This window comes from Niallia sp. FSL W8-0177 (genome assembly GCF_038006285.1).
Classification (GTDB): domain Bacteria; phylum Bacillota; class Bacilli; order Bacillales; family Cytobacillaceae; genus Niallia; species Niallia circulans_A.
In genome coordinates, this window is sequence record NZ_JBBOUX010000001.1 from 532,803 (window position 1) to 552,838 (window position 20,036).

Consider the following 20,036-nt stretch of genomic DNA (forward strand, 5'->3'; position numbering starts at 1 on the left):
TGTTTAGTGCCTGCAGTCTGAATACACTTCCCTTTCGACAGTCACTCGAGTATTTGCAAGAAGTAGAATGTCCCTTAAGTTTTTACAGGAGGCTAAGTGTATTTTGGCTGCTTTGTTTTTGATGAATTTTGTATTTTTATAAAAGGCATATATCGTGCAGGCTTAAAAATTTTTATGAAATTTCTGCAGATAATATCCTTTATTCTAATCATTTTCGTTTTGTTAAGTCTCTCTCATCGCTAATTATGGAAATGTTATCCTCAAATACCTTATTAATTATCAGAAAAATGAGAAAACTATTACTTTTATGAAAAAGTGTTGATTTTATATGAAGTAGTTTTTATAATAAGAGAATCTTAGGTTAATAAATATAAATAAAAATGATTAAATATACATTTATACTCGGAAGGAGGAAGTTATGAAAGTATCTATAATTGGTACAACAGGATATGGTGGTGCAGAATTAATCAGAATTTTGCATAGTCATCCTTCATTCACAATTAAGTCTGTACATACAACAAGAGATGAAGTCCCAGTATGGAATGAATATCCTCATTTATTTAATATAATGGACAACAAACTAGAACCAATTAATCCAGAAAAAATAGCAAAAGAATGCGATATTGTTTTTTTTGCTACTCCTACAGGTGTATCCGGAAAGCTCGTTCAAGAATTCGCAGATAAAGAGATTCAAATGGTTGATTTATCTGGGGATCTGCGCTTAAGGAGTACAGGTGATTATCAGACATGGTATAAAAAGGAGCCTGTTTCCACTGACCTTATTGATAGCTTTGTTTATGGGCTTTCTGAATGGAATAAAGAAAAAATTGCTACCAGCACGAGAATTTCCAATCCGGGATGTTATCCGACTGCCACCCTCTTAGGATTAGCACCCCTAGTAAAAGAAAACTTGATATTGCCAAATAGTATTATTGTGGATGCTAAATCTGGTATTTCAGGAGCGGGTAGGAGTCCCTCAAGAGCTAATATGTTTGCTGAGATGAGCGAAAATTTTAAAATTTATAAAGTGAATGAACATCAGCATATTCCAGAAATAGAACAACAATTAGCTGATTGGAATTCTGAATCGAAAGCTATTACTTTTTCTACCCATCTTATGCCGACAAGCAGAGGATTAATGGCAACCATATATGCTACCTTAAATAAAAGTGTCACAAATGAACAAATTCATGATTTATATACAGAAATTTATGCAAACAGTCCTTTTGTGCGGGTGAGACCACTTTTTACCTATCCTTCGATAAAAGAAGTTAAAGGCTCTAATTTTTGTGATATTGGAATAAATGTGGATGAACGGACTAGCAGGATAACGATCGTATCGGTTATTGATAATTTAATGAAAGGGGCTGCGGGTCAGGCTGTTCAAAACGCAAATATTATGAATGGCTATGAGGAAACAGCTGGTTTGCAGTTTCTGCCGCTTTACCCATAAGGAGGAGCCAACGTGCAGATTATGAATAATATTCAATCCCATATAGAGGAGATAAAGGATGGGAATATCGTATCACCAATTGGCTATAAAGCTGCCGGTGTCCATGCTGGACTTCGATACAATAAGAAAGATATTGGCGCAATAGTAAGTGCCGTTCCAGCAAATTGTGCCGCTGTATACACAGCAAGTCACTTTCAAGCTGCACCATTAAAAGTAACGCAGGAATCTATTGCCAAAGAAAAACGAATTCAAGCAATTGTCGTAAATAGTGCTTGTGCAAATGCATGTACAGGGGAAAAAGGCTTAAAGGATGCCTATGAAATGAGAAAGATCATGGCCAATTATCTTCAAATAAAGGAAGAATATGTGGCAGTTTCTTCAACAGGTGTGATTGGTGAATATCTGCAAATGGATAAAATGGAAAAAGGAATTAATCAATTAATCTTTCATTCTACTCCCCAAAATGCAGAAGCATTTCAAGAAGCCATTTTAACGACTGATACAGTAATGAAAAAATGTTGCTATTCTGCAACTATTGCGGGGGTAACTGTTACGATGGGAGGAACAGCAAAGGGATCTGGTATGATTCATCCTAATATGGCAACAATGCTTGGATTTATTACGACAGATGCAGCCATCCCATCGGAAGTTCTTCAAGCTGCGTTAAGTAAGGTGATTCCTACTACCTTTAATCAAATTACAGTAGACGGAGATACTTCTACAAATGATACAGTCCTTGTACTGGCAAATGGCATGGCAAAAAACGAACCTCTTACCGAAGAGCATCCGGATTATCCGGTCTTTTTGGAGCTTTTATCTATAACATGTGAGAGTCTGGCTAAACAGATTGCTAAAGATGGTGAAGGGGCAACAAAGCTAATTGAAGTAAAGGTTTCAGGAAGCAATAATGACGAAGAAGCACGCATTATTGCGAAACAAATAGTAGGCTCTAATTTAGTGAAAACTGCCATTTATGGATCAGATGCTAACTGGGGAAGAATTATCACCGCTATCGGTCAAACAAAAACAGCCGTTAATCCATCAAGAGTAGACATAGCGATTGGCGATATCCTTATGCTTAAGGAAAGTGAACCACAGTCGTTTTCAGAACAAACGGCAATCGAGTATTTAAACCAAGATTTTATTCAGATATTTGTAGATTTGCATAATGGCAAGGGCGAAGGAAAAGCCTGGGGCTGCGATTTATCTTATGATTATGTCAAGATAAATGCCAGCTACAGAACTTGAGGTGATACTGTAGTGAAAACCATTGTTATAAAATGTGGCGGAAGTGTAATCGATCAACTAACATCAGAATTTTTTACTAGTTTAAAAAGGTTAAAGAATAAAGGCTATCAACTAGTTTTCGTCCATGGAGGCGGTCCTGATATCAATGAAATGCTTGATTATTTTCAAGTGAAAGCTGCCTTTCACAATGGACTTCGTAAAACGACGAAAGAGGCGTTGGAAATAGTCGAAATGGTCCTGTCAGGCAAAACAAATCGTAAGCTTGTTCAGTTATTAAGAGAACATGATTTGAATGGGATTGGACTCAATGGAACGGATAATAATTGCATAAATGCTTCTCTTATTGATGAAGAAAAGCTTGGACTAGTCGGAGAGGTATCCCAAGTTAATATCAGGTTGCTTTCCTCCCTTTTAGAAGAAAATTTGATTCCCGTCCTAACACCATTAGGGATTACAGAAGACGGAAGAAAATTAAATATTAATGCAGATTATGTAGCATCGGCAGTTGCGAAGTATTTACATGCCGAACAATGCCTTTTTGTAACAGACGTGGCAGGAATTTTAATAGATGGAGAACTTCAAGCAAGAATGGCACAAGAGGAAATCACTCATTACATCAATACTGGACAGATCAATGGAGGCATGATTCCGAAGGTTACCTCTGCTATCGCAGCACTGGAAAGTGGGTTAAATAGTGTCATGATTATATCAGGAAAAAAACAGTTTTTTGATGGTGAAGAATTAATCGGAACAAAAATTGTTGTGAAAGAAGGGATTGTAGAATGAGTCATTTATTCCCAACCTACTCAAAATGGGAAATAGAGCCAGAATCTGCACAGGGGAGTTATTTGTATAGTAAAAATGGTGGCGTTTATTTAGATTTTACTTCAGGAATAGGAGTATGTAATTTAGGGCATTGCCATCCAGAAGTAAAAGATGCTGTTGAACAACAGTTAAATAAATTTTGGCATGTTTCGAATCTTTTTCCATTAGAAGTGCAGGAAAAGGCAGCAGAAATATTGACGAAGGCATCAGGGTTAGATCTTGTTTTCTTTGCGAATAGTGGGGCAGAGGCAAATGAGGCAGCCATTAAACTAGCTAGAAAAGCAACAGGAAAAACAAAAATTCTTACTTTCCAGCAATCCTTTCATGGCAGAACCTTTGCAACAATGTCAGCAACAGGTCAGGATAAAATAAAGCAAGGCTATGGACCGATGCTGGAGACATTTGAGTATATTCCATTTAACGATTTAAATGCATTAAAAGAACAATTAACAGAAGACGTAGCTGCCGTAATGCTTGAAATAGTGCAAGGAGAAGGCGGTATATATGTAGCTTCTCAAGAATTTTTACAAGGTGTTGAAGCAATTTGCAAAGAAAAGGGTGTCTTGCTGCTAATTGATGAAATTCAAACAGGAATGGGTAGAACAGGAAAAGCTTTTGCCTTTCAACACTTTGGTATTAAACCTGATATTATTAGTGTGGCAAAAGGAATGGCAAATGGAATTCCAACAGGAGCTATTGTGGCAGATGGAAAGCTAAAGGAGTTCTTTGGTCCAGGAAGCCATGGCACCACATTTGGAGGGAATCCTTTAGCGATGGCAGCAGCTGTTAAAACGATGGAAATAATCTTTGAACCAGCTTTCTTAGAAGAAGTAAAGAAAAAAAGTGAATGGGTATTTAGCCTTTTAAAAGAAAAATTAGCCGGAAATCAACATGTAAAGGACATTCGAGGTTTAGGATTGATGATTGGAATTGAATTGGATATACCCGTTGCTTCGATATTAGGAGAATTAAGAAAAGAAGGCTTAATCGTTTTAAATGCTGGGGAAAAGGTTATACGTTTATTGCCAAGTCTTAATACTTCCCAGGAAGATTTTATTAAGGGAATGGAAATAATACAAAAAAGTTTAAATATTCATGCAAAAGTAACAATCTAATATGTATTTTTTTGCATGATGATGTATAATTATAAGAAATAAAGAGTAACTATACATTCATTATAGAGGTGTTAACAAATGGAAGGTTATCTTCACTTAAGCAATGGTGTGAAATATAAAGGTGAGTTCGTTACAACTAGCGATGCCAAAGAAATAAAGGGAGAAATCGTATTTTTCACTGGAATGACAGGATATCAGGAAGTACTAACAGATCCCTCCTATAAAGATCAAATTATTGTTTTTACGTACCCGTTAATTGGAAACTATGGCATAAACAAAGAAGATTTTGAAAGTAAAAAGCCACATGTTGCAGGAGTTATTGTATATGAATCGAATAGTGACGCATTCCATTATCAAGCTGAATATTCCTTACAGCAATATTTAAATAAATGGAATATTCCAATGCTAGCACATGTTGATACCCGTTCTATTGTAAAAAATATAAGACAATCTGGTTCTATGCCTGCCGTTATCACAGGAGAAAAAGAGATTTCCATCCCTGCATTTTCTTTAAAGGAGGATGTCAAAGTAGCAAAGGTTTCGGAAATGAACTTTCAAACGTATGGACAGGGTGAATATCATATTGTCCTTGTTGATTTTGGAAAAAAGGAAAGTATGTTAACAGCATTATTAGAGCGTGAGTGTAAAGTCACGGTTGTTCCCTATAATACACCATTTACTAGCATTAAATCACTGCAGCCTGATGGCATTCTCTTATCAAATGGACCTGGGAATCCAAAGGAGTTAATCAGTATTTTACCAACGATTAAAGCGATGATTAAGCATTACCCAACTCTTGGTATTTGTTTAGGACATCAGCTTGCAGCATTAGCTTTAGGGGCAGAAACTACCAAACTATCATTTGGACATAGAGGAGCCAATCATCCTGTAATGGATCGGAAGAAAAAGAAAGTGATTATGTCCTCTCAAAATCATAGCTATGTAGTAAAAGAAGAAAGTCTATCTGCTACAGGTTGTGAAGCAAGATTTTATAATCTTCACGATGGATCAGTAGAAGGGCTGTCTCACAGCATTTATCCACTGCAAACGGTACAGTTTCATCCAGAGGCAAATCCAGGTCCTTCAGAAGGATGTTATATATTTGATGAATTTATAGAAAATGTTAAAGCAAATAATGGGAGAGTTTTCGCATATGCCTAAAGACACGACGATAAAAACCATACTTGTAATAGGATCAGGACCAATTGTAATTGGTCAGGCAGCTGAATTTGATTATGCTGGCACACAAGCATGCATGGCTTTGAAAGAAGAAGGATATAAAGTCATCCTTGTAAATAATAATCCGGCTACGATAATGACAGATGAAACTTTTGCTGATTCGATTTATTTTGAACCATTGACAGTAGATGTATTAGAAAAGGTTATTCAAAAAGAAAAGCCTGATGGAATTCTTGCTACTTTAGGAGGTCAAACGGGATTAAATCTGGCATTTCAATTAAGTGAACAAGGCATCTTAGAAAAGTATCAAGTGAAATTGCTGGGAAGCTCTATTGAATCAATCAAAAAGGGAGAAGATAGAGAAGCATTTAGAGAATTAATGTATCAATTAAATGAACCAGTACCAGAAAGTAAAATTGTGCATAAAGTCGATGAAGCGATAGAATTTGCAAATGAAATTGGCTTTCCTATCATTGTTCGTCCTGCCTATACCTTAGGTGGAACAGGCGGTGGTATCGCTGGGGATATGGAAGAATTCATTAGTCTAGTATCTGGCGGTTTGAAGGAAAGTGCCATTGGTCAATGCTTAGTGGAAAGAAGTATTGCTGGCTTTAAGGAAGTAGAATATGAGGTAATGCGTGATAGTATGAATACATGTATTACCATTTGCAATATGGAAAACATCGATCCAGTCGGAATTCACACGGGGGATAGTATCGTTATTGCTCCGTCTCAAACATTAACAGATGTAGAATATCAAATGCTTCGTTCTGCTTCTATTAAAATCATTTCCGCCCTAGGAATTATAGGTGGATGCAATATCCAATTTGCATTAGATCCGAACAGTAAGAAATATTATTTAATTGAAGTAAATCCAAGGGTGAGTAGATCATCCGCCCTTGCATCAAAAGCTACTGGGTATCCGATTGCTAGAATGGCTGCAAAACTGGCAGTTGGTTATTGTCTCAATGAGCTAATTAATCCAGTAACAGGAGATACATTTGCAAGCTTTGAACCGGCATTAGATTATGTCGTAGTAAAAATACCAAAGTGGCCATTTGATAAATTTCCTACTGTATCAAGAAAACTCGGCACGCAAATGAAGGCGACAGGAGAAGTAATGGGAATAGACCGCAACCTGGAGCGGGCCTTGCTAAAAGCAATCCATTCTCTTGAGATAAAAGGAAATGATTTAATTCTTCGAGAATTAAAAGATATGTCAGTGGAAGTATTATACGAGAAAATGCTGGAACAAACGGATGAAAGATTTTTTATCATTTTAGAACTAATTAGGAAAGAGGAACCAATTGCTAAAATACATGATTTAACAAAAATCGATTTATTCTTCCTTCATCGATTTAAAAGATTGATTGAGATGGAGAAAGAAATATTCCATACTTCCCTCCAAACAGTAACAAAAGAGAGTTTGCTGCAATGGAAAGAAAAAGGGTTTAGTGATGCTTTCTTAGCAAATGCGTGGAATTGCTTTGAAAAAGAGGTAAGAGAAAAACGCAAACAGTTACAAGTGATGCCTATTTATAAAATGGTTGATACTTGTGCAGCAGAATTTAAAGCAAAAACTAATTACTACTATTCCAGCTATTATGGTGAAAATGAGCAAAATAAAAGTGCTAAACGAAAAGTACTTGTTATCGGCAGTGGTCCCATCAGAATTGGTCAAGGAATAGAGTTCGACTATTGCTCGGTTCATGGCGTATTTGCCTTAAAAGATGAAGGTCTGGAAACAATCCTTATTAATAATAATCCAGAGACCGTGAGTACAGATTTTGCCACGGCAGATCGTTTGTATTTTGAACCATTAAGCGTGGAAGATATTATGAATGTTATCGAATCAGAAGGGATAGAAGATGTCATTGTCCAATTAGGAGGTCAAACTGCTCTTAATGTAGCAAAAGAACTGGAATCCTATGGTGTCCATATACTTGGAACAAACAGTGACACAATCGATGTTTTAGAAGATAGAGATTTATTTTATAAGCTATTGGAAGAAGAAGATATTCCTCATATCCAAGGAGATAACGCAGAAAATGAGCAGCAGATTATTGCTTCAGTCAAGAAGATAGGCTATCCAGTTCTTATCCGTCCATCTTATGTGATTGGCGGCAAGGGAATGGAACGGATAAATAATGAAGCAGAATTACAATCCTATTTACGAACGGATGTACCTTACCCTGTCCTTGTTGATCAGTTTATGGAAGCTTCAGAAGCAGAGTTGGACTTAGCAACAGATGGAATCGATATTTGTGTCCCGACGATTATGGAACATATCGAGAAAACGGGCGTACATTCGGGAGATAGTTTATCTATATTGCCTGCTAAAAATTTGTCAGTAAGCGTAAAAGAAAAAATGATCACTTACGCAAAAAAAATTGTTCAGCATACAGGCTATAAAGGACTAATGAACATCCAGTATATTATCAATAAAGAAGAGGTATATGTATTGGAAGTAAATCCTCGCGCTAGTCGAACAGTACCGATTGTAAGCAAAGTAACTGGTGTACCATTAGTACAAATTGCGACAAAAATATTGCTTGGGAAATATACATTGACTGAAAAAGAAAAAACATATTCGGATGATATAGAATTTACTTGTATTAAGTATCCTGTTTATTCCAATTATGCTTTAAAAGGGCTAGATTCTAAATTGGGACCAGAAATGCGTTCTACAGGAGAAGGCATTGCACTTGCAGAAACGGTAGAAGATGCGTTGAGAAAAGTATTTCACCCTACTTTAAAGAAAATGCCAAAACAGGAGATGAAAATTGTTTTAAAAACAACAGAAGATCTAGCAGATCTTTATGAAAAAGCAGACCAAGTCCAATTATCAGTTGAAATCGCTGATAGCCAGACTGTCGAATCGTTATTAGCAGATAAGAGTACAGTTGCCTTTTATAATCCAACAAACTTACAAGAAGATCGACAATCTCGCGAATTAGCAACGAGAAATCGTATTATTACCTTCACGCAAAAAGAAAGTCTCGAAGCATTTATTTCCTCTTTTAAAGGAAAAGACATAACCGTTCATTCGATTCAGGAATGGCATACAAATATAAGAAAAGGAGTGAGTACAGTATGATGATTACATCTAATCTAGATTTAAAGGGAAAAGATTTATTAACATTGGCTGACTATTCAAAAGAAACAATCCTTGAATTATTAGATAAGGCGAAGGCAATAAAAGAATCACACTTAAAGGGAGAAATAATAGCCCCTCTAAAAGGAAAGACATTAGGAATGATTTTTGAGAAATCATCAACGCGAACAAGAGTCTCCTTTGAAGCGGGGATGACTCAGCTCGGAGGGCATGCACTATATTTAAATAGTCGAGATCTGCAAATTGGCAGAGGGGAAACTATATCAGACACCGCAAAAGTGTTATCCCAATATGTAGATGCCATTATGATACGTACTTTTTCTCATGATATTGTCGAAGAATTAGCAGAGCATGCAACCATACCTATTATCAACGGATTAACGGACTTATATCATCCATGTCAAGCATTAGCAGATTTACTTACTTTATTGGAAGTAAAAGGGAGTTTGGAAGGTCTAAAGCTTGCGTATATCGGGGACGGAAATAATGTGGCTCATTCTTTACTTATCGCTTGCTCGAAAGTAGGAGTCGATATTTCCATTGCGACACCACCAAATTATGAAGTCGATAAAAAAGTGGCGGAACTTGCCTATTCTTTTGCAAAAATAAGTGGCAGTAAAATTGTCCTTACTCATAATCCTATAGAAGCTGTTCGGGAGGCCGATGCTATCTACTCAGATGTATGGACCAGTATGGGGCAAGAAGCGGAAAATGAGCAGCGTTTAAAAGATTTCCAAGGCTTTCAAATTAATGCAGAATTAGTGAGCCATGCAAAATCGGATTACATTTTTTTACACTGTTTACCAGCCCATCGTGAAGAAGAAGTAACATCAGAAATTATCGATGGAAGTCATTCCTACGTCTTTCAGCAGGCCGGCAATAGATTACATGCACAAAAGGCATTATTGGTGGAAATTTTAAAATAATTTTTGTGAAGACTGTTAACAGATACATGTTTGTTAACAGTCTTTTTAGTTTTTTTTATAGGTATGTACTTATAGCATGCTCGAATGAAAATGTATTTATCTAATAAAAAGCCAGTCATTATTTTCCGTAATGTTCACTTTGAAAAAAGGTAATACTAATAAGCAGTTAAGTAACACGTTTTTTGCTTCGTGTTTACTTAGCATTTGAATTGGTAATGGATAAAGGAGGAGTTTATTTTGGGTCAAAATAGACAGTTTCGTCCAGGGCAAAAGGCACCAAACAATGGATTGTATATAGAAATTGGTGAAACCGGAAGTAACGTAAATAATCCTCAAATGCTAAAACTGAAAGCTGGAGACCGCTTTCCAGAAACATCGAATCATAATCGATTATGGACATATCAAAGAAAACCATAATAAGGTAACCCCAATATTATACGATGATACCAATACTCGTATAATGATTTAAAAAGGGATTTCTCTAAAGAGTCTGCTTCATGATGATTATCTCCTTGAGATCATTGTTTTGAATATACTCTTTGTCCAAGAGAGATCCCTTTACATATGGATAAATTATACTATAATAAAAACAAAGGTCAAAAAAGGTCAAAAAAGGAGTCTTGTAAAATGAACGTAGAGCAGATGACAGAAAGAGTCCAATTAGCCATAACTGAAGCACAATCCCTTGCAAGAAAAGAAAGTCATCAAGAAATAGATGATATTCATTTATTTATGGCAATTCTTCATCAACAGGATAATTTAATGACGGCCATTTTAAACAAGTTACAAAAAGATCCAAATAGAGTGAGCGATAAATTAGCGGAAGAATTAAAGAAAAAGCCACAAGTATCATTTAGTGGTTCTCAACAAGGTACGGTATATATAACTGCTGGTTTGCAGCAGCTTTTAATGAAAGCAGAAGAAGAGATGCGGGAATGGGAAGATGAATACTTATCTGTAGAGCATCTTATACTGTCAGCCTATAAAGTAGAATCCTCTGCAATAGGAAGAATATTGAAAGAGGAAGATATTTCATTAGCGGAAATAAAGAAAGTAATAAAAGAGATAAGGGGGACACAGAGAGTGACAAGCAAAAATCCCGAAGCGACATATGAAGTACTTAGTAAATATGGACGAGACTTAGTAGAAGAAGTAAAGTTGGGCAAGCTTGACCCAGTGATTGGTCGTGATAATGAAATTCGTAATGTAATCCGTATACTATCAAGAAAGACCAAAAATAATCCTGTTTTAATTGGGGAACCGGGAGTGGGAAAAACGGCTATTGTAGAAGGTTTAGCACAAAGGATCGTTCGAAAAGATGTCCCAGAAGGCCTAAAAGATAAAACTATTTTTTCTTTAGATATGGGGGCATTAGTAGCAGGAGCCAAATTTAGAGGCGAATTTGAAGAACGTTTAAAAGCTGTTTTACAAGAAGTAAAAAATAGTGATGGCAGAATCATTTTATTTATTGATGAATTGCATACAATTGTCGGGGCAGGAAAAACAGATGGTGCAATGGATGCAGGAAATATGCTTAAACCGATGCTGGCAAGAGGAGAGCTTCACTGTATTGGTGCCACAACATTAGATGAACATCGTCAATATATTGAAAAAGATCCTGCACTTGAACGCCGCTTTCAGCAGGTTTTAGTCTCAGAGCCGACAGTGGAAGATACGATTGCTATACTAAGAGGACTCAAAGAAAGATTTGAAATTCATCATGGTGTAAATATTCAAGATCGTTCTATTATTGCAGCTGCAACTTTATCGGACAGGTATATAACAGAACGCTTCTTGCCGGATAAAGCTATCGATTTAATAGACGAAGCTTGCGCGATGATTCGTACAGAAATCGATTCGATGCCAATTGAAATAGATGAACTAACAAGAAAAATTATGCAGCTTGAAATTGAGGAAGCGGCATTGCATGGAGAAGAGGATGAGCAAAGTAAAGCGAGACTTGCGGTTATTGCAAAGGAATTAGCTAATCACAGAGAACGTTCTAATGTCTTAAAAGCAAAATGGCAGCAGGAAAAGGATGCTTTACAATCCATCCATGAGAAAAAAGAACAGCTTGAACGAAAAAAGAGAGAGTTAGAGGATGCAGAAAATAATTATGATTTAAATAAAGCAGCTGAGCTAAGACATGGCAGCATTCCAAAATTAGAAAAAGAAATTAAGGAGATGGAAGAAAAGACAAAACAAGGACAAGAGAACCGTCTCCTTCGAGAAGAAGTGACAGAAGAGGAAATTGCCAATATTGTTGCAAGGTGGACTGGGATTCCTGTATCCAAGCTAGTGGAGAAAGAGAGAGAAAAATTATTACGCTTAGAAGCAATTCTGCAAGAAAGAGTGGTTGGCCAAGCAGAGGCAGTGCAGTTAGTCAGTGATGCAGTATTAAGAGCGAGAGCAGGAATAAAAGACCCAAACAGACCAATTGGCTCCTTCTTATTTTTGGGACCTACAGGTGTTGGGAAAACGGAACTTGCAAAAACCTTAGCGGCAACGCTTTTTGATAGTGAAGAGCAAATGATTCGTATCGATATGTCCGAGTATATGGAAAAACATGCTGTGTCTCGTTTAATCGGTGCTCCTCCAGGATATATAGGCTATGAAGAAGGGGGACAATTAACAGAAGCAATCAGAAGAAAACCATATTCTGTTGTCCTATTAGATGAAGTAGAGAAAGCTCATCCAGAAGTATTCAATATTCTGCTTCAAGTTCTTGATGATGGCAGGATTACAGATTCGAGAGGACGAACAGTGGACTTTAAAAATACAGTCATCATCATGACATCCAATATTGGTTCCCATCTTTTATTAGAAACGGGAGAAGCAGAGGAAATACCCGAAGTAATAAGAGAAGGCGTTATGAATCAATTAAATGGACATTTTAGACCAGAATTTTTAAACAGAATTGATGAAGTTATTTTATTCAAACCATTATCACTCGGAAATATTAAAGATATAGTATCCAAGCTAGTTGTTCAATTACAAGCACGCCTTACAGATCAGCATATCACTATTGATATGACGGAAAAGGCGAAAGAATTTGTTGCAAGAAATGGATTTGATCCAAAATTTGGAGCAAGACCACTTCGTAGATATTTACAGAAAACAATTGAAACACTGCTGGCAAAAGATATAATTGCTGGTAAAGTAAAAGAAAATGATCATGTCTTAATTGATGAAGAAGAGGAACAAATAATTTTAAAACATACTTTGTAATTTTCGACTATTAAGTGTTTGTAACAGCCTGAATACAATTGGACAAACGAGTAAATATTTGTATTCAGGCATGTTTTTATGGCTGCAATAAAAAAGGTGATTAAACAAAATACACGAATAGTATTCCCCTATTAGTGCATATATTTAATCACCCACTCTTACAATATACAGATTTTTAATGAGAACCTTTTTCATGAGCAGGTTCATCTGGAATAATTGCTGATAAAATGAAAACTAGTACGGAAAAGACAGCTGTCAGAATTAGCCCCATTGAAAAATTAAAAGGAACCCCATTCATTGAACCCACAACATAAACTAACATTTGAGCAAGTAAAAATGTCCAAAAAATTGTCATTATGTAACGCAACCGAAATCACCTCTTTATAGCTTGCTTATCATAACCATCTTACCACATCGAAGCTAAATAATAAATGTGAATGATAGAGCTTTCTTAAATTCTTCACTTTTTCCATTATAAATAGTATTTCCGATTCTGTTAATATGTCATTCCTTTAACAGAAATAGATAAAAAATCTGATTATTTTCTGAGATGACTCCGCATTTCTTCTTGAAATATAGGCAAACTCCCTTACGTTTTAATAAAAGAGACATACATTATTAGAAGGAAAATGCTAAAAAGGAGTTTTTAAGATGGAGAACCGGAACTTCCTGTTAGATACCGAATGGAACATGATACATTATCCTCATCGACCTAATGGTTTCGGTATCTTAATAATTGGAGACGAAAGAAATTATGTAACCGACAGTAATAGTTTTTGGAACCAAAATGAAGGAAAGCGGAATTTAATTGAATCGTTACGGGATAATGGATATACGATATTTTATTCCAATCTATATGGAAAGAACTGGGGCAGTGAAAAAGCTTTGCAATTGGCGAAAAGATTATATGAACATATTATTCGAACAGAAATATTAAACCAGAGAATTCATATAATTGCTGAAGGAATGGGGGCACTGACAGCGATCCAATTAATGATGGAGATGAAAGACAATATTCGATCTGTTGTTTTGTTAAACCCAATTTTATCTTTAAAAGAACATTTAGATAGAGAGAAAGAGCATAAGTTTTTTATAAAAAAGTTAACGAATGAGATAAGTATCGCTTTTAATACGAATAAGCAGGAGTTATTCGAAATGGTAAAGGAGAAAAAGGAGTATCAGTTAGATGAGGCAGACATCCCAACAAAAATTATTCACATTTTGCATAACGGTAGATCCTATTACCAATCAAATGGATTAAAAAAAGCTTCTGTAATTTGGGAAGAAAAAGACCTGCCTATTTTTGTTTCTTATGTATTACCGGAGAAAAGGAGTGCCATTCCGAAACAAATTGCTACGTTTTTTAAAAAATATGAAAAGTCGCTTTGAGAGAAAAGATGGTGTCCAAGTAGCATAGGCTATATTAGGCACCATCTTTTTTGAATTTTTCATAGAAGAATGGGTACTAAATCAAGCTTTTATTAAGCATATGAAATAATTGTCTTTTTTATTGCATATGATACATTAAGTAATTTTAATGGGAGGCTTTTTCATGAAGAAAGCTGTAATATTTGGCGTTTATCAGTTTGTGGGCTTTCATATATGCTCCGCATTATTAGAAGAAGGAGAGAAAATAATCGGCATCTCCTATCCGGAAGTTTCGATAGAAGATTTAGAAGATAAGAAAATGGAAATTGGGCGCAATGCGAATTTTAGTGAGAAAAGCTTGGATAAGCTCCCTTTTATTCTCCAAGATTCAAATGTACAACATATATATTTTGACCTTTATACATTAAAACAAATATCAATATACGAAAAGGTCCAAAGTCTGTTTTCAAATTTTCGAGACAAAGAAAAGAGCTGCGGTAAAAAGTTGATTTTTTTAGTGAATATTACTTCTATAGAGTCAGAAAGAGAGTTTGCAACCTTTTTAAAAGATAATTTAGTTGACCATGATATACAAGTAATTCATCTACCAACACTTTATGGTCCGTGGCAGCCAAATGATTTTTTATTTCAACAGATTGTAGAGGGAAAAGAGAAGAACGATATTCAGTTAAATGTACGCGAGTATACAATGGATGCAATTTTTATTGAAGATGCGGTAAGGGAAGTAGTAAAAATGACAACGAAAGGAAAAAATAATGATATTCTATTAAAGAGTAAGGAAATAAACCATTGGCAAAGATGCTTAGAACAATTACAATGGGATATACCAAAAACAAATAAGACTTTGCAATTATCTCGAAATTTACAAGAAGTAATCATTGAAAACAAAGGGACGATAGAGGATAACATAGAAAAGCAAAAAAGGCATTACTTATTTAATAGAATTTAGCAGTATTATAGGAGTAAATACAATGAAAAGTGCATGGATGAACATTCGTAAATCAATAATTAGGGGAAAGCTTTTTTTTATCCTTCCTCTAATGGCGTGTGTTCTTTTCCTTTTTCTATTCTTTAATAGTTCACTGGAGAAACAAGGGAAAATAGAAAAAGTTGGTCTTCTTGTAGTTGGAACAGTAAATGATCAGGCATGGGGGACGCAAGGATATAAAGGATTATTAAATATACATACGAAACTTGGGGTAGATGTGTTTTATAAAGAGTCTATTGATTCTTACACAGTTGCAGAAAGAGCAGTGAAGGAATTACAGGGAAAAGGGGTCAATTTAATTTTTGGCCACGGCGGAAACTTTGTGCAGTATTTTAACATTCTTTCTCATAAATTTCCCTCCATCCATTTTGTTAGTTTAAATGGAAGAGAACCTGCAACACAACCGAATACAAGTAATATTAGACTAGAGAATTATCCGATGGGCTTTTTTGGCGGGATGGTTGCTGGACATATGACAAGAACAAATAAGGTTGGGGTTATTGGTGCATACGAATGGCAAGAGGAAGCCACTGGTTTTGAAGCAGGCGTCCACTATATCAATAAGGATGTAGATGTCTTGAAAGAATTCGTTAATGATTGGGATAACCGTGAAAAGGCAATGAACCTGTTAGATAAGGAGATCAGTCAACATGTAGACGTGGTTTATCCAGTTGGTGATAGTTTTCATGTGGGGATCCTGGAAAAAATGAAAGAAAATGGTTTATACGCGATTGGATATATTTCAGATCAGTCCACTATTGGGAAGTATGCTGTCTTAACAAGCACCATTCAAGATATCCCCAAGCTTTATGGGCAAATTGCTCAAGCATTTGATGAAGGCAAACTAAAGTCTGGAAATCGCTCCTGTGGGATTAGAGATGATACCATTTTTCTAGGGAAATATAGCCCCAATGTAGATAAAGAGTTTATAGAACGATTGGAAAAAGACTTAGACCGCTATAAGAATACAGGCAAGTTGCCAGATGAAATTAAATTAAAATAGAAAATCAAAAACAATTTATCGAAAGAAAGCTTGATATCTTTTGAAAGATTGTTTTTTTTTGAACAAAAAAATTAAAAAAATGACTAGGAATACTCGCAGCTTTAGCTGAAATGGAAGGAAATCATACATTTTTAAATTAATACAGGAGTCTGCACAATTATGTGCAAATAAAGGTATTAATGTAATAAAGAATGAGCTTTATACTAAAAAACATAGAAATGAAAACGCTTAATAATGAGGAGGGAAATTTAAATGAATAATTCATGGTTAGACCTGGAAGGGAAAGTTGCCATTGTAACAGGTGGATCTTCTGGGATTGGTTTTGCTATTGCAAAAGAGTTAGTTAATAATGGTGCGAAGGTGATTATCTCTGATTTAGTAGGAGAAGAGGGACAGCAAGCAGACGGTTCTTTTCTTATTAAATGTGATGTCACCAATAAAGAAAGTATTGATCGAATGATTAATAAAGTTGTTGAACAATATGGAAAGATTGACATTTTAGTTAATAATGCTGGTGTGAACTTACCAAGATTGCTAGTTGATATAAAAGGAGAAAAACCACAATATGAATTAAATGAAAAAGACTTTGACTTTATGGTTGCGGTTAATCAAAAAGGTCCATATCTTTGTGCACAAGCGGCAGCAAAGGAAATGCTGAAGCAAGGTAAAGGGGTAATTATTAATGTTGCTTCTGAAGCTGGTCAAGAAGGATCGGCAGGTCAGAGTTGTTATTCTGCTACCAAAGGAGCGCTAATCTCATTTTCTCGCGCATGGGCAAAAGAGTTAGGGACATATAATATTCGCGTAGTTGCTATTGCTCCAGGAATATTAGAGAAAACAGGTTTACGCACGAGTGCTTACAATGAAGCTTTAGCTTATACTCGAGGTGTTACTGTAGACGATCTATCAACTGATTACAGTAAATCAATTCCGATTGGCAGGGAGGGGAAATTAAAAGAGGTTGGTGATTTAGTATCCTATCTTGCTTCAGATAGAGCTAGTTATATTACAGGGACAACCTTTAATATATCAGGTGGAAAATCACGTGGCTAATAACTAACCATTTAATGAATAAATCAGTTAATATACCAATGCTTTATGATATATTTAGTGAATTGAATATAAGCATAGTTCATATATGAACAACAGGATATAAGGGTGTGGTAATTAAATGGCTGATTTAAATTCCAGTAGTCGCATAGGGAAAATTAAGAATTAACAGCTAAAAAAATGTATTGTCCTTTAGATTATCTTGCGCAACAAATGGGGATAAGTGCAAGAACAGTTCGGCTAGTTATTAAGCAATTTAATAAAGAATTAGAAGGAATAGCTGAATTGATTAATGAAAGAGGGAAAGGTTTTTTTTTGAAAATCCACAATCAGGAAAAGCTTAATAGGGTTATAGAGCAGTTTAATAAACTCTCTCAAATGGTTGATTCACCTCAAAGAAGAATCGCAACTGTTATCGATATGTTATTGAATGATGATGGAATAATAACTATGGATGAAATGGCCTTTGAGCTAAATTTAGGAAGAACAACATTAGTGAATGAATTAAAAAAAGCTTCAGTGGCTCTTGAAACGTATAATCTTGCCATCAAAGGAAAACAGAACAAGGGAATGTACTTAAAAGGTAGAGAAATAGATTTGCGATTTTTTATACTGGATAATTTATTTCCATATCTTTTCACCGAAGATTCATTGGATAAAGATATTAAAGAAGCAATTATAGAAGTGGCCAATCATTATGACTTTGAGATAAGTACGAAAGATAGATTACTTCATTCTATTATTATTATGCTTGATCGTTTTTTAAAAGGTCACTCTATAAAAGAAATGGATGATAACTACCATAAGATAGTAAATTCACCTGATTTCAATATAGCCTTAGAAATAGGCAAAGTTCTTGAAAGGAAATTATCTATAAACCTACCTAGATGTGAGATTCTTTTTATTGCAATGCCAATCGTCGGGAGAAGGACACCAATTAATAGTCATTCCATTGAAGGTATTATAGTAACAAAGGAAATCACGAATCTTTTGGATAATAGCATCACTTATTTAGGGTTTAATTTAAATAAGGTAAAAGAAAGTGGAGATTTTTATAAGGATTTACAATATCATCTTACTTTTATGATAAATCGATTAATGTTTAATATCCAGTTGAAAAATCCTTTATTAGAAGATATCAAAGGAAAGTACCCCTTGGCATATCAAATGTCAGAAATAGTTGGAGAAAGTATTTTCAAAGAATATGGAATGAAAGTTTCAGAAGAAGAACTAGGATATATCGCATTATACTTTGGTATTTTCATTGAGAATAACAAGGACAATCTAAAGAAATTAGAACAGGTAGTAGTGGTATGTGGAACTGGTAGAGGGACAGCAAAAATTGTCGCAATGCAGCTGAAAAAAATACTCGACCCCCATACTAAAATAGATATCTTTTCTGAAAATGAATTAAGTAAGAATACATTAGATAAGTATGATATTGTCTTTTCGACAGTTAATATACCCTATGCCATTCAAACGCCGTTAGTTATCCTTAATGAAATCTTTGATGAGAAAAAGGTTCTGCAACAAATCGAACATATTAGTTACTTAGATAAATTTAAAATAAAAGAAAATAGTAGTACAAGTTTCCATTCTGTTATTAAACTACTGCTAAATAAACAAAAATTCTTTATTTTAGATAAATCGTTAAGTTACTCAGAAAATCTAAATTGGATGGTTGATCAGCTAACTTTAAATGGTTATGTGGATGATGGCTTCAAACAGCGCTTGCAAATAAGAGAAGAAAAAGGGTCGATGATATTTGATAAATATATTGCACTTCCACATACCCTCAATTATCAGTCAGACAAAATAGAGCTGGCGGTAGGGATTTTTCCAGAAACAGTCTGGCAGGATAATCATGCGTTAAAGTTAGTGTTTTTGTTAGCTTTACCAGAACATACAGAATATGATGCTAGTTTATTAGTGAAAATTTATGATGAAATTATTAATATATCTTCTAATACAAAATTAGTGAATAAATTAATTCAAGTTAAAAAATATGAAGATTTATGTCTTTATCTCGAGGATGGAATAGAGAAGGATATTTAGGATGTGAATGAATGGAACTAATTATAATTATGCTTTTAATAGCAGGAGCATTTGTTATTCAAATGGGATTGGGATTTTTACAGATTAAACATTTTACTAAAGGTTATTCGGAACTAAGAAGAATGGGAAAAGTAGCGATTGGGAAGAAACCTGGTCGGATTAAAGCAGGCACAATTGTTTTGTTTGCAATCAATAAAAATGGCAGAATCCTTGCCGCAAAAAAAATGCAAGGAGTCACCGTAATGGCGAAATTTCGAGATTTGCCAGGTTTTCTTGATAAGAATATTAGAAATTTAAAAGAAGAAGATTTAAAGAATTGCAATAAATTACTAAGAGATGCAATTTTAGATGCCTCGAATAATTACAAGATAATTATGAATGGTGGAGTCGTGCCAGAAAAAGATAGTTTCTTTAAAAGAATGATGATACGAGCAGAAAATGCCGTTTCATTTAAAAAATAAG

16 protein-coding genes are annotated in these 20,036 nt (G+C 35.0%); 15 read left to right on the forward strand and 1 reads right to left on the reverse strand.

The window, feature by feature from the left end; all coding sequences use genetic code 11:
- The first annotated feature begins 418 nt into the window (after positions 1-418).
- From argC to clpB, 9 genes are all read left to right on the forward strand, one after another.
- Positions 419-1,453, forward strand: coding sequence for an N-acetyl-gamma-glutamyl-phosphate reductase (argC, locus tag NST77_RS02610; protein ID WP_095330031.1), 1,035 nt, complete (start codon positions 419-421; stop codon positions 1,451-1,453).
- Between the two features lie 12 nt (positions 1,454-1,465).
- Positions 1,466-2,701, forward strand: a complete 1,236-nt coding sequence (gene argJ, locus NST77_RS02615; RefSeq protein WP_283959615.1) for a bifunctional ornithine acetyltransferase/N-acetylglutamate synthase — start codon at positions 1,466-1,468, stop codon at positions 2,699-2,701.
- Positions 2,702-2,713: 12 nt separating this feature from the next.
- The gene (argB, locus tag NST77_RS02620; RefSeq protein WP_095330029.1) at positions 2,714-3,487 is read left to right on the forward strand and encodes an acetylglutamate kinase; all 774 of its coding nucleotides are present in this window, start codon (positions 2,714-2,716) and stop codon (positions 3,485-3,487) included.
- Positions 3,484-4,641: an acetylornithine transaminase gene (locus NST77_RS02625; RefSeq protein ID WP_171509444.1), complete on the forward strand. Its 1,158-nt coding sequence runs from the start codon at positions 3,484-3,486 to the stop codon at positions 4,639-4,641. The genes argB and NST77_RS02625 overlap by 4 nt, the downstream gene beginning before the upstream one ends.
- Before the next feature lie 78 nt (positions 4,642-4,719).
- A complete protein-coding gene (locus NST77_RS02630; protein WP_095330027.1) occupies positions 4,720-5,802 on the forward strand; it encodes a carbamoyl phosphate synthase small subunit in 1,083 nt (360 codons plus the stop codon).
- Positions 5,795-8,917 (forward strand): carbamoyl phosphate synthase large subunit, encoded by a 3,123-nt coding sequence (locus tag NST77_RS02635; RefSeq protein ID WP_095330026.1) that lies wholly within the window; start codon positions 5,795-5,797, stop codon positions 8,915-8,917. Before NST77_RS02630 ends, NST77_RS02635 begins: the two co-directional genes overlap by 8 nt.
- A complete protein-coding gene (argF, locus tag NST77_RS02640) occupies positions 8,914-9,861 on the forward strand; it encodes an ornithine carbamoyltransferase (protein ID WP_123257241.1) in 948 nt (315 codons plus the stop codon). The genes NST77_RS02635 and argF overlap by 4 nt, the downstream gene beginning before the upstream one ends.
- Positions 9,862-10,098: 237 nt before the next feature.
- Positions 10,099-10,278, forward strand: a complete 180-nt coding sequence (locus NST77_RS02645; RefSeq protein ID WP_047942478.1) for a YjzC family protein — start codon at positions 10,099-10,101, stop codon at positions 10,276-10,278.
- Positions 10,279-10,488: 210 nt separating this feature from the next.
- On the forward strand, positions 10,489-13,089 hold the full coding sequence (gene clpB / locus NST77_RS02650; protein ID WP_095330024.1) for an ATP-dependent chaperone ClpB: 2,601 nt from the start codon (positions 10,489-10,491) through the stop codon (positions 13,087-13,089).
- A 175-nt stretch (positions 13,090-13,264) separates the two neighbouring features.
- Here clpB and NST77_RS02655 read toward each other — a convergent pair whose 3' ends face one another.
- Complete coding sequence (locus NST77_RS02655; RefSeq protein WP_235844452.1) at positions 13,265-13,444, reverse strand: YjzD family protein; 180 nt, start codon at positions 13,442-13,444, stop codon at positions 13,265-13,267.
- Positions 13,445-13,740: 296 nt separating this feature from the next.
- Here NST77_RS02655 and NST77_RS02660 point away from each other — a divergent pair, with 296 nt between their 5' ends.
- The 6 genes from NST77_RS02660 (at position 13,741) to NST77_RS02685 (ending at position 20,035) form a co-directional block, all read left to right on the forward strand.
- Complete coding sequence (locus NST77_RS02660) at positions 13,741-14,478, forward strand: hydrolase (protein WP_095330023.1); 738 nt, start codon at positions 13,741-13,743, stop codon at positions 14,476-14,478.
- A gap of 163 nt (positions 14,479-14,641) precedes the next feature.
- The gene (locus NST77_RS02665; protein WP_123257243.1) at positions 14,642-15,427 is read left to right on the forward strand and encodes a hypothetical protein; all 786 of its coding nucleotides are present in this window, start codon (positions 14,642-14,644) and stop codon (positions 15,425-15,427) included.
- A gap of 22 nt (positions 15,428-15,449) precedes the next feature.
- Positions 15,450-16,469, forward strand: coding sequence for a BMP family ABC transporter substrate-binding protein (locus tag NST77_RS02670; protein WP_249937919.1), 1,020 nt, complete (start codon positions 15,450-15,452; stop codon positions 16,467-16,469).
- A gap of 252 nt (positions 16,470-16,721) precedes the next feature.
- Positions 16,722-17,522, forward strand: coding sequence for an SDR family oxidoreductase (locus tag NST77_RS02675; protein WP_123257244.1), 801 nt, complete (start codon positions 16,722-16,724; stop codon positions 17,520-17,522).
- Between the two features lie 177 nt (positions 17,523-17,699).
- Complete coding sequence (locus NST77_RS02680; RefSeq protein WP_341122714.1) at positions 17,700-19,574, forward strand: BglG family transcription antiterminator; 1,875 nt, start codon at positions 17,700-17,702, stop codon at positions 19,572-19,574.
- An 11-nt stretch (positions 19,575-19,585) separates the two neighbouring features.
- Positions 19,586-20,035, forward strand: coding sequence for a transcriptional regulator GutM (locus NST77_RS02685; protein ID WP_171509445.1), 450 nt, complete (start codon positions 19,586-19,588; stop codon positions 20,033-20,035).
- Position 20,036 lies beyond the last annotated feature (1 nt).

Excerpts from the sequence above, each read along its gene's own strand:
- argC (WP_095330031.1), top strand. The coding sequence starts at position 419 with ATGAAAGTATCTATAATTGGTACAACAGGATATGGTGGTGCAGAATTA.
- NST77_RS02625 (WP_171509444.1), top strand. The coding sequence starts at position 3,484 with ATGAGTCATTTATTCCCAACCTACTCAAAATGGGAAATAGAGCCAGAA.
- NST77_RS02630 (WP_095330027.1), top strand. The coding sequence starts at position 4,720 with ATGGAAGGTTATCTTCACTTAAGCAATGGTGTGAAATATAAAGGTGAG.
- NST77_RS02635 (WP_095330026.1), top strand. The coding sequence starts at position 5,795 with ATGCCTAAAGACACGACGATAAAAACCATACTTGTAATAGGATCAGGA.
- argF (WP_123257241.1), top strand. The coding sequence starts at position 8,914 with ATGATGATTACATCTAATCTAGATTTAAAGGGAAAAGATTTATTAACA.
- clpB (WP_095330024.1), top strand. The coding sequence starts at position 10,489 with ATGAACGTAGAGCAGATGACAGAAAGAGTCCAATTAGCCATAACTGAA.
- NST77_RS02655 (WP_235844452.1), bottom strand. The coding sequence starts at position 13,444 with ATGACAATTTTTTGGACATTTTTACTTGCTCAAATGTTAGTTTATGTT.
- NST77_RS02660 (WP_095330023.1), top strand. The coding sequence starts at position 13,741 with ATGGAGAACCGGAACTTCCTGTTAGATACCGAATGGAACATGATACAT.
- NST77_RS02665 (WP_123257243.1), top strand. The coding sequence starts at position 14,642 with ATGAAGAAAGCTGTAATATTTGGCGTTTATCAGTTTGTGGGCTTTCAT.
- NST77_RS02670 (WP_249937919.1), top strand. The coding sequence starts at position 15,450 with ATGAAAAGTGCATGGATGAACATTCGTAAATCAATAATTAGGGGAAAG.
- NST77_RS02675 (WP_123257244.1), top strand. The coding sequence starts at position 16,722 with ATGAATAATTCATGGTTAGACCTGGAAGGGAAAGTTGCCATTGTAACA.
- NST77_RS02680 (WP_341122714.1), top strand. The coding sequence starts at position 17,700 with ATGTATTGTCCTTTAGATTATCTTGCGCAACAAATGGGGATAAGTGCA.
- NST77_RS02685 (WP_171509445.1), top strand. The coding sequence starts at position 19,586 with ATGGAACTAATTATAATTATGCTTTTAATAGCAGGAGCATTTGTTATT.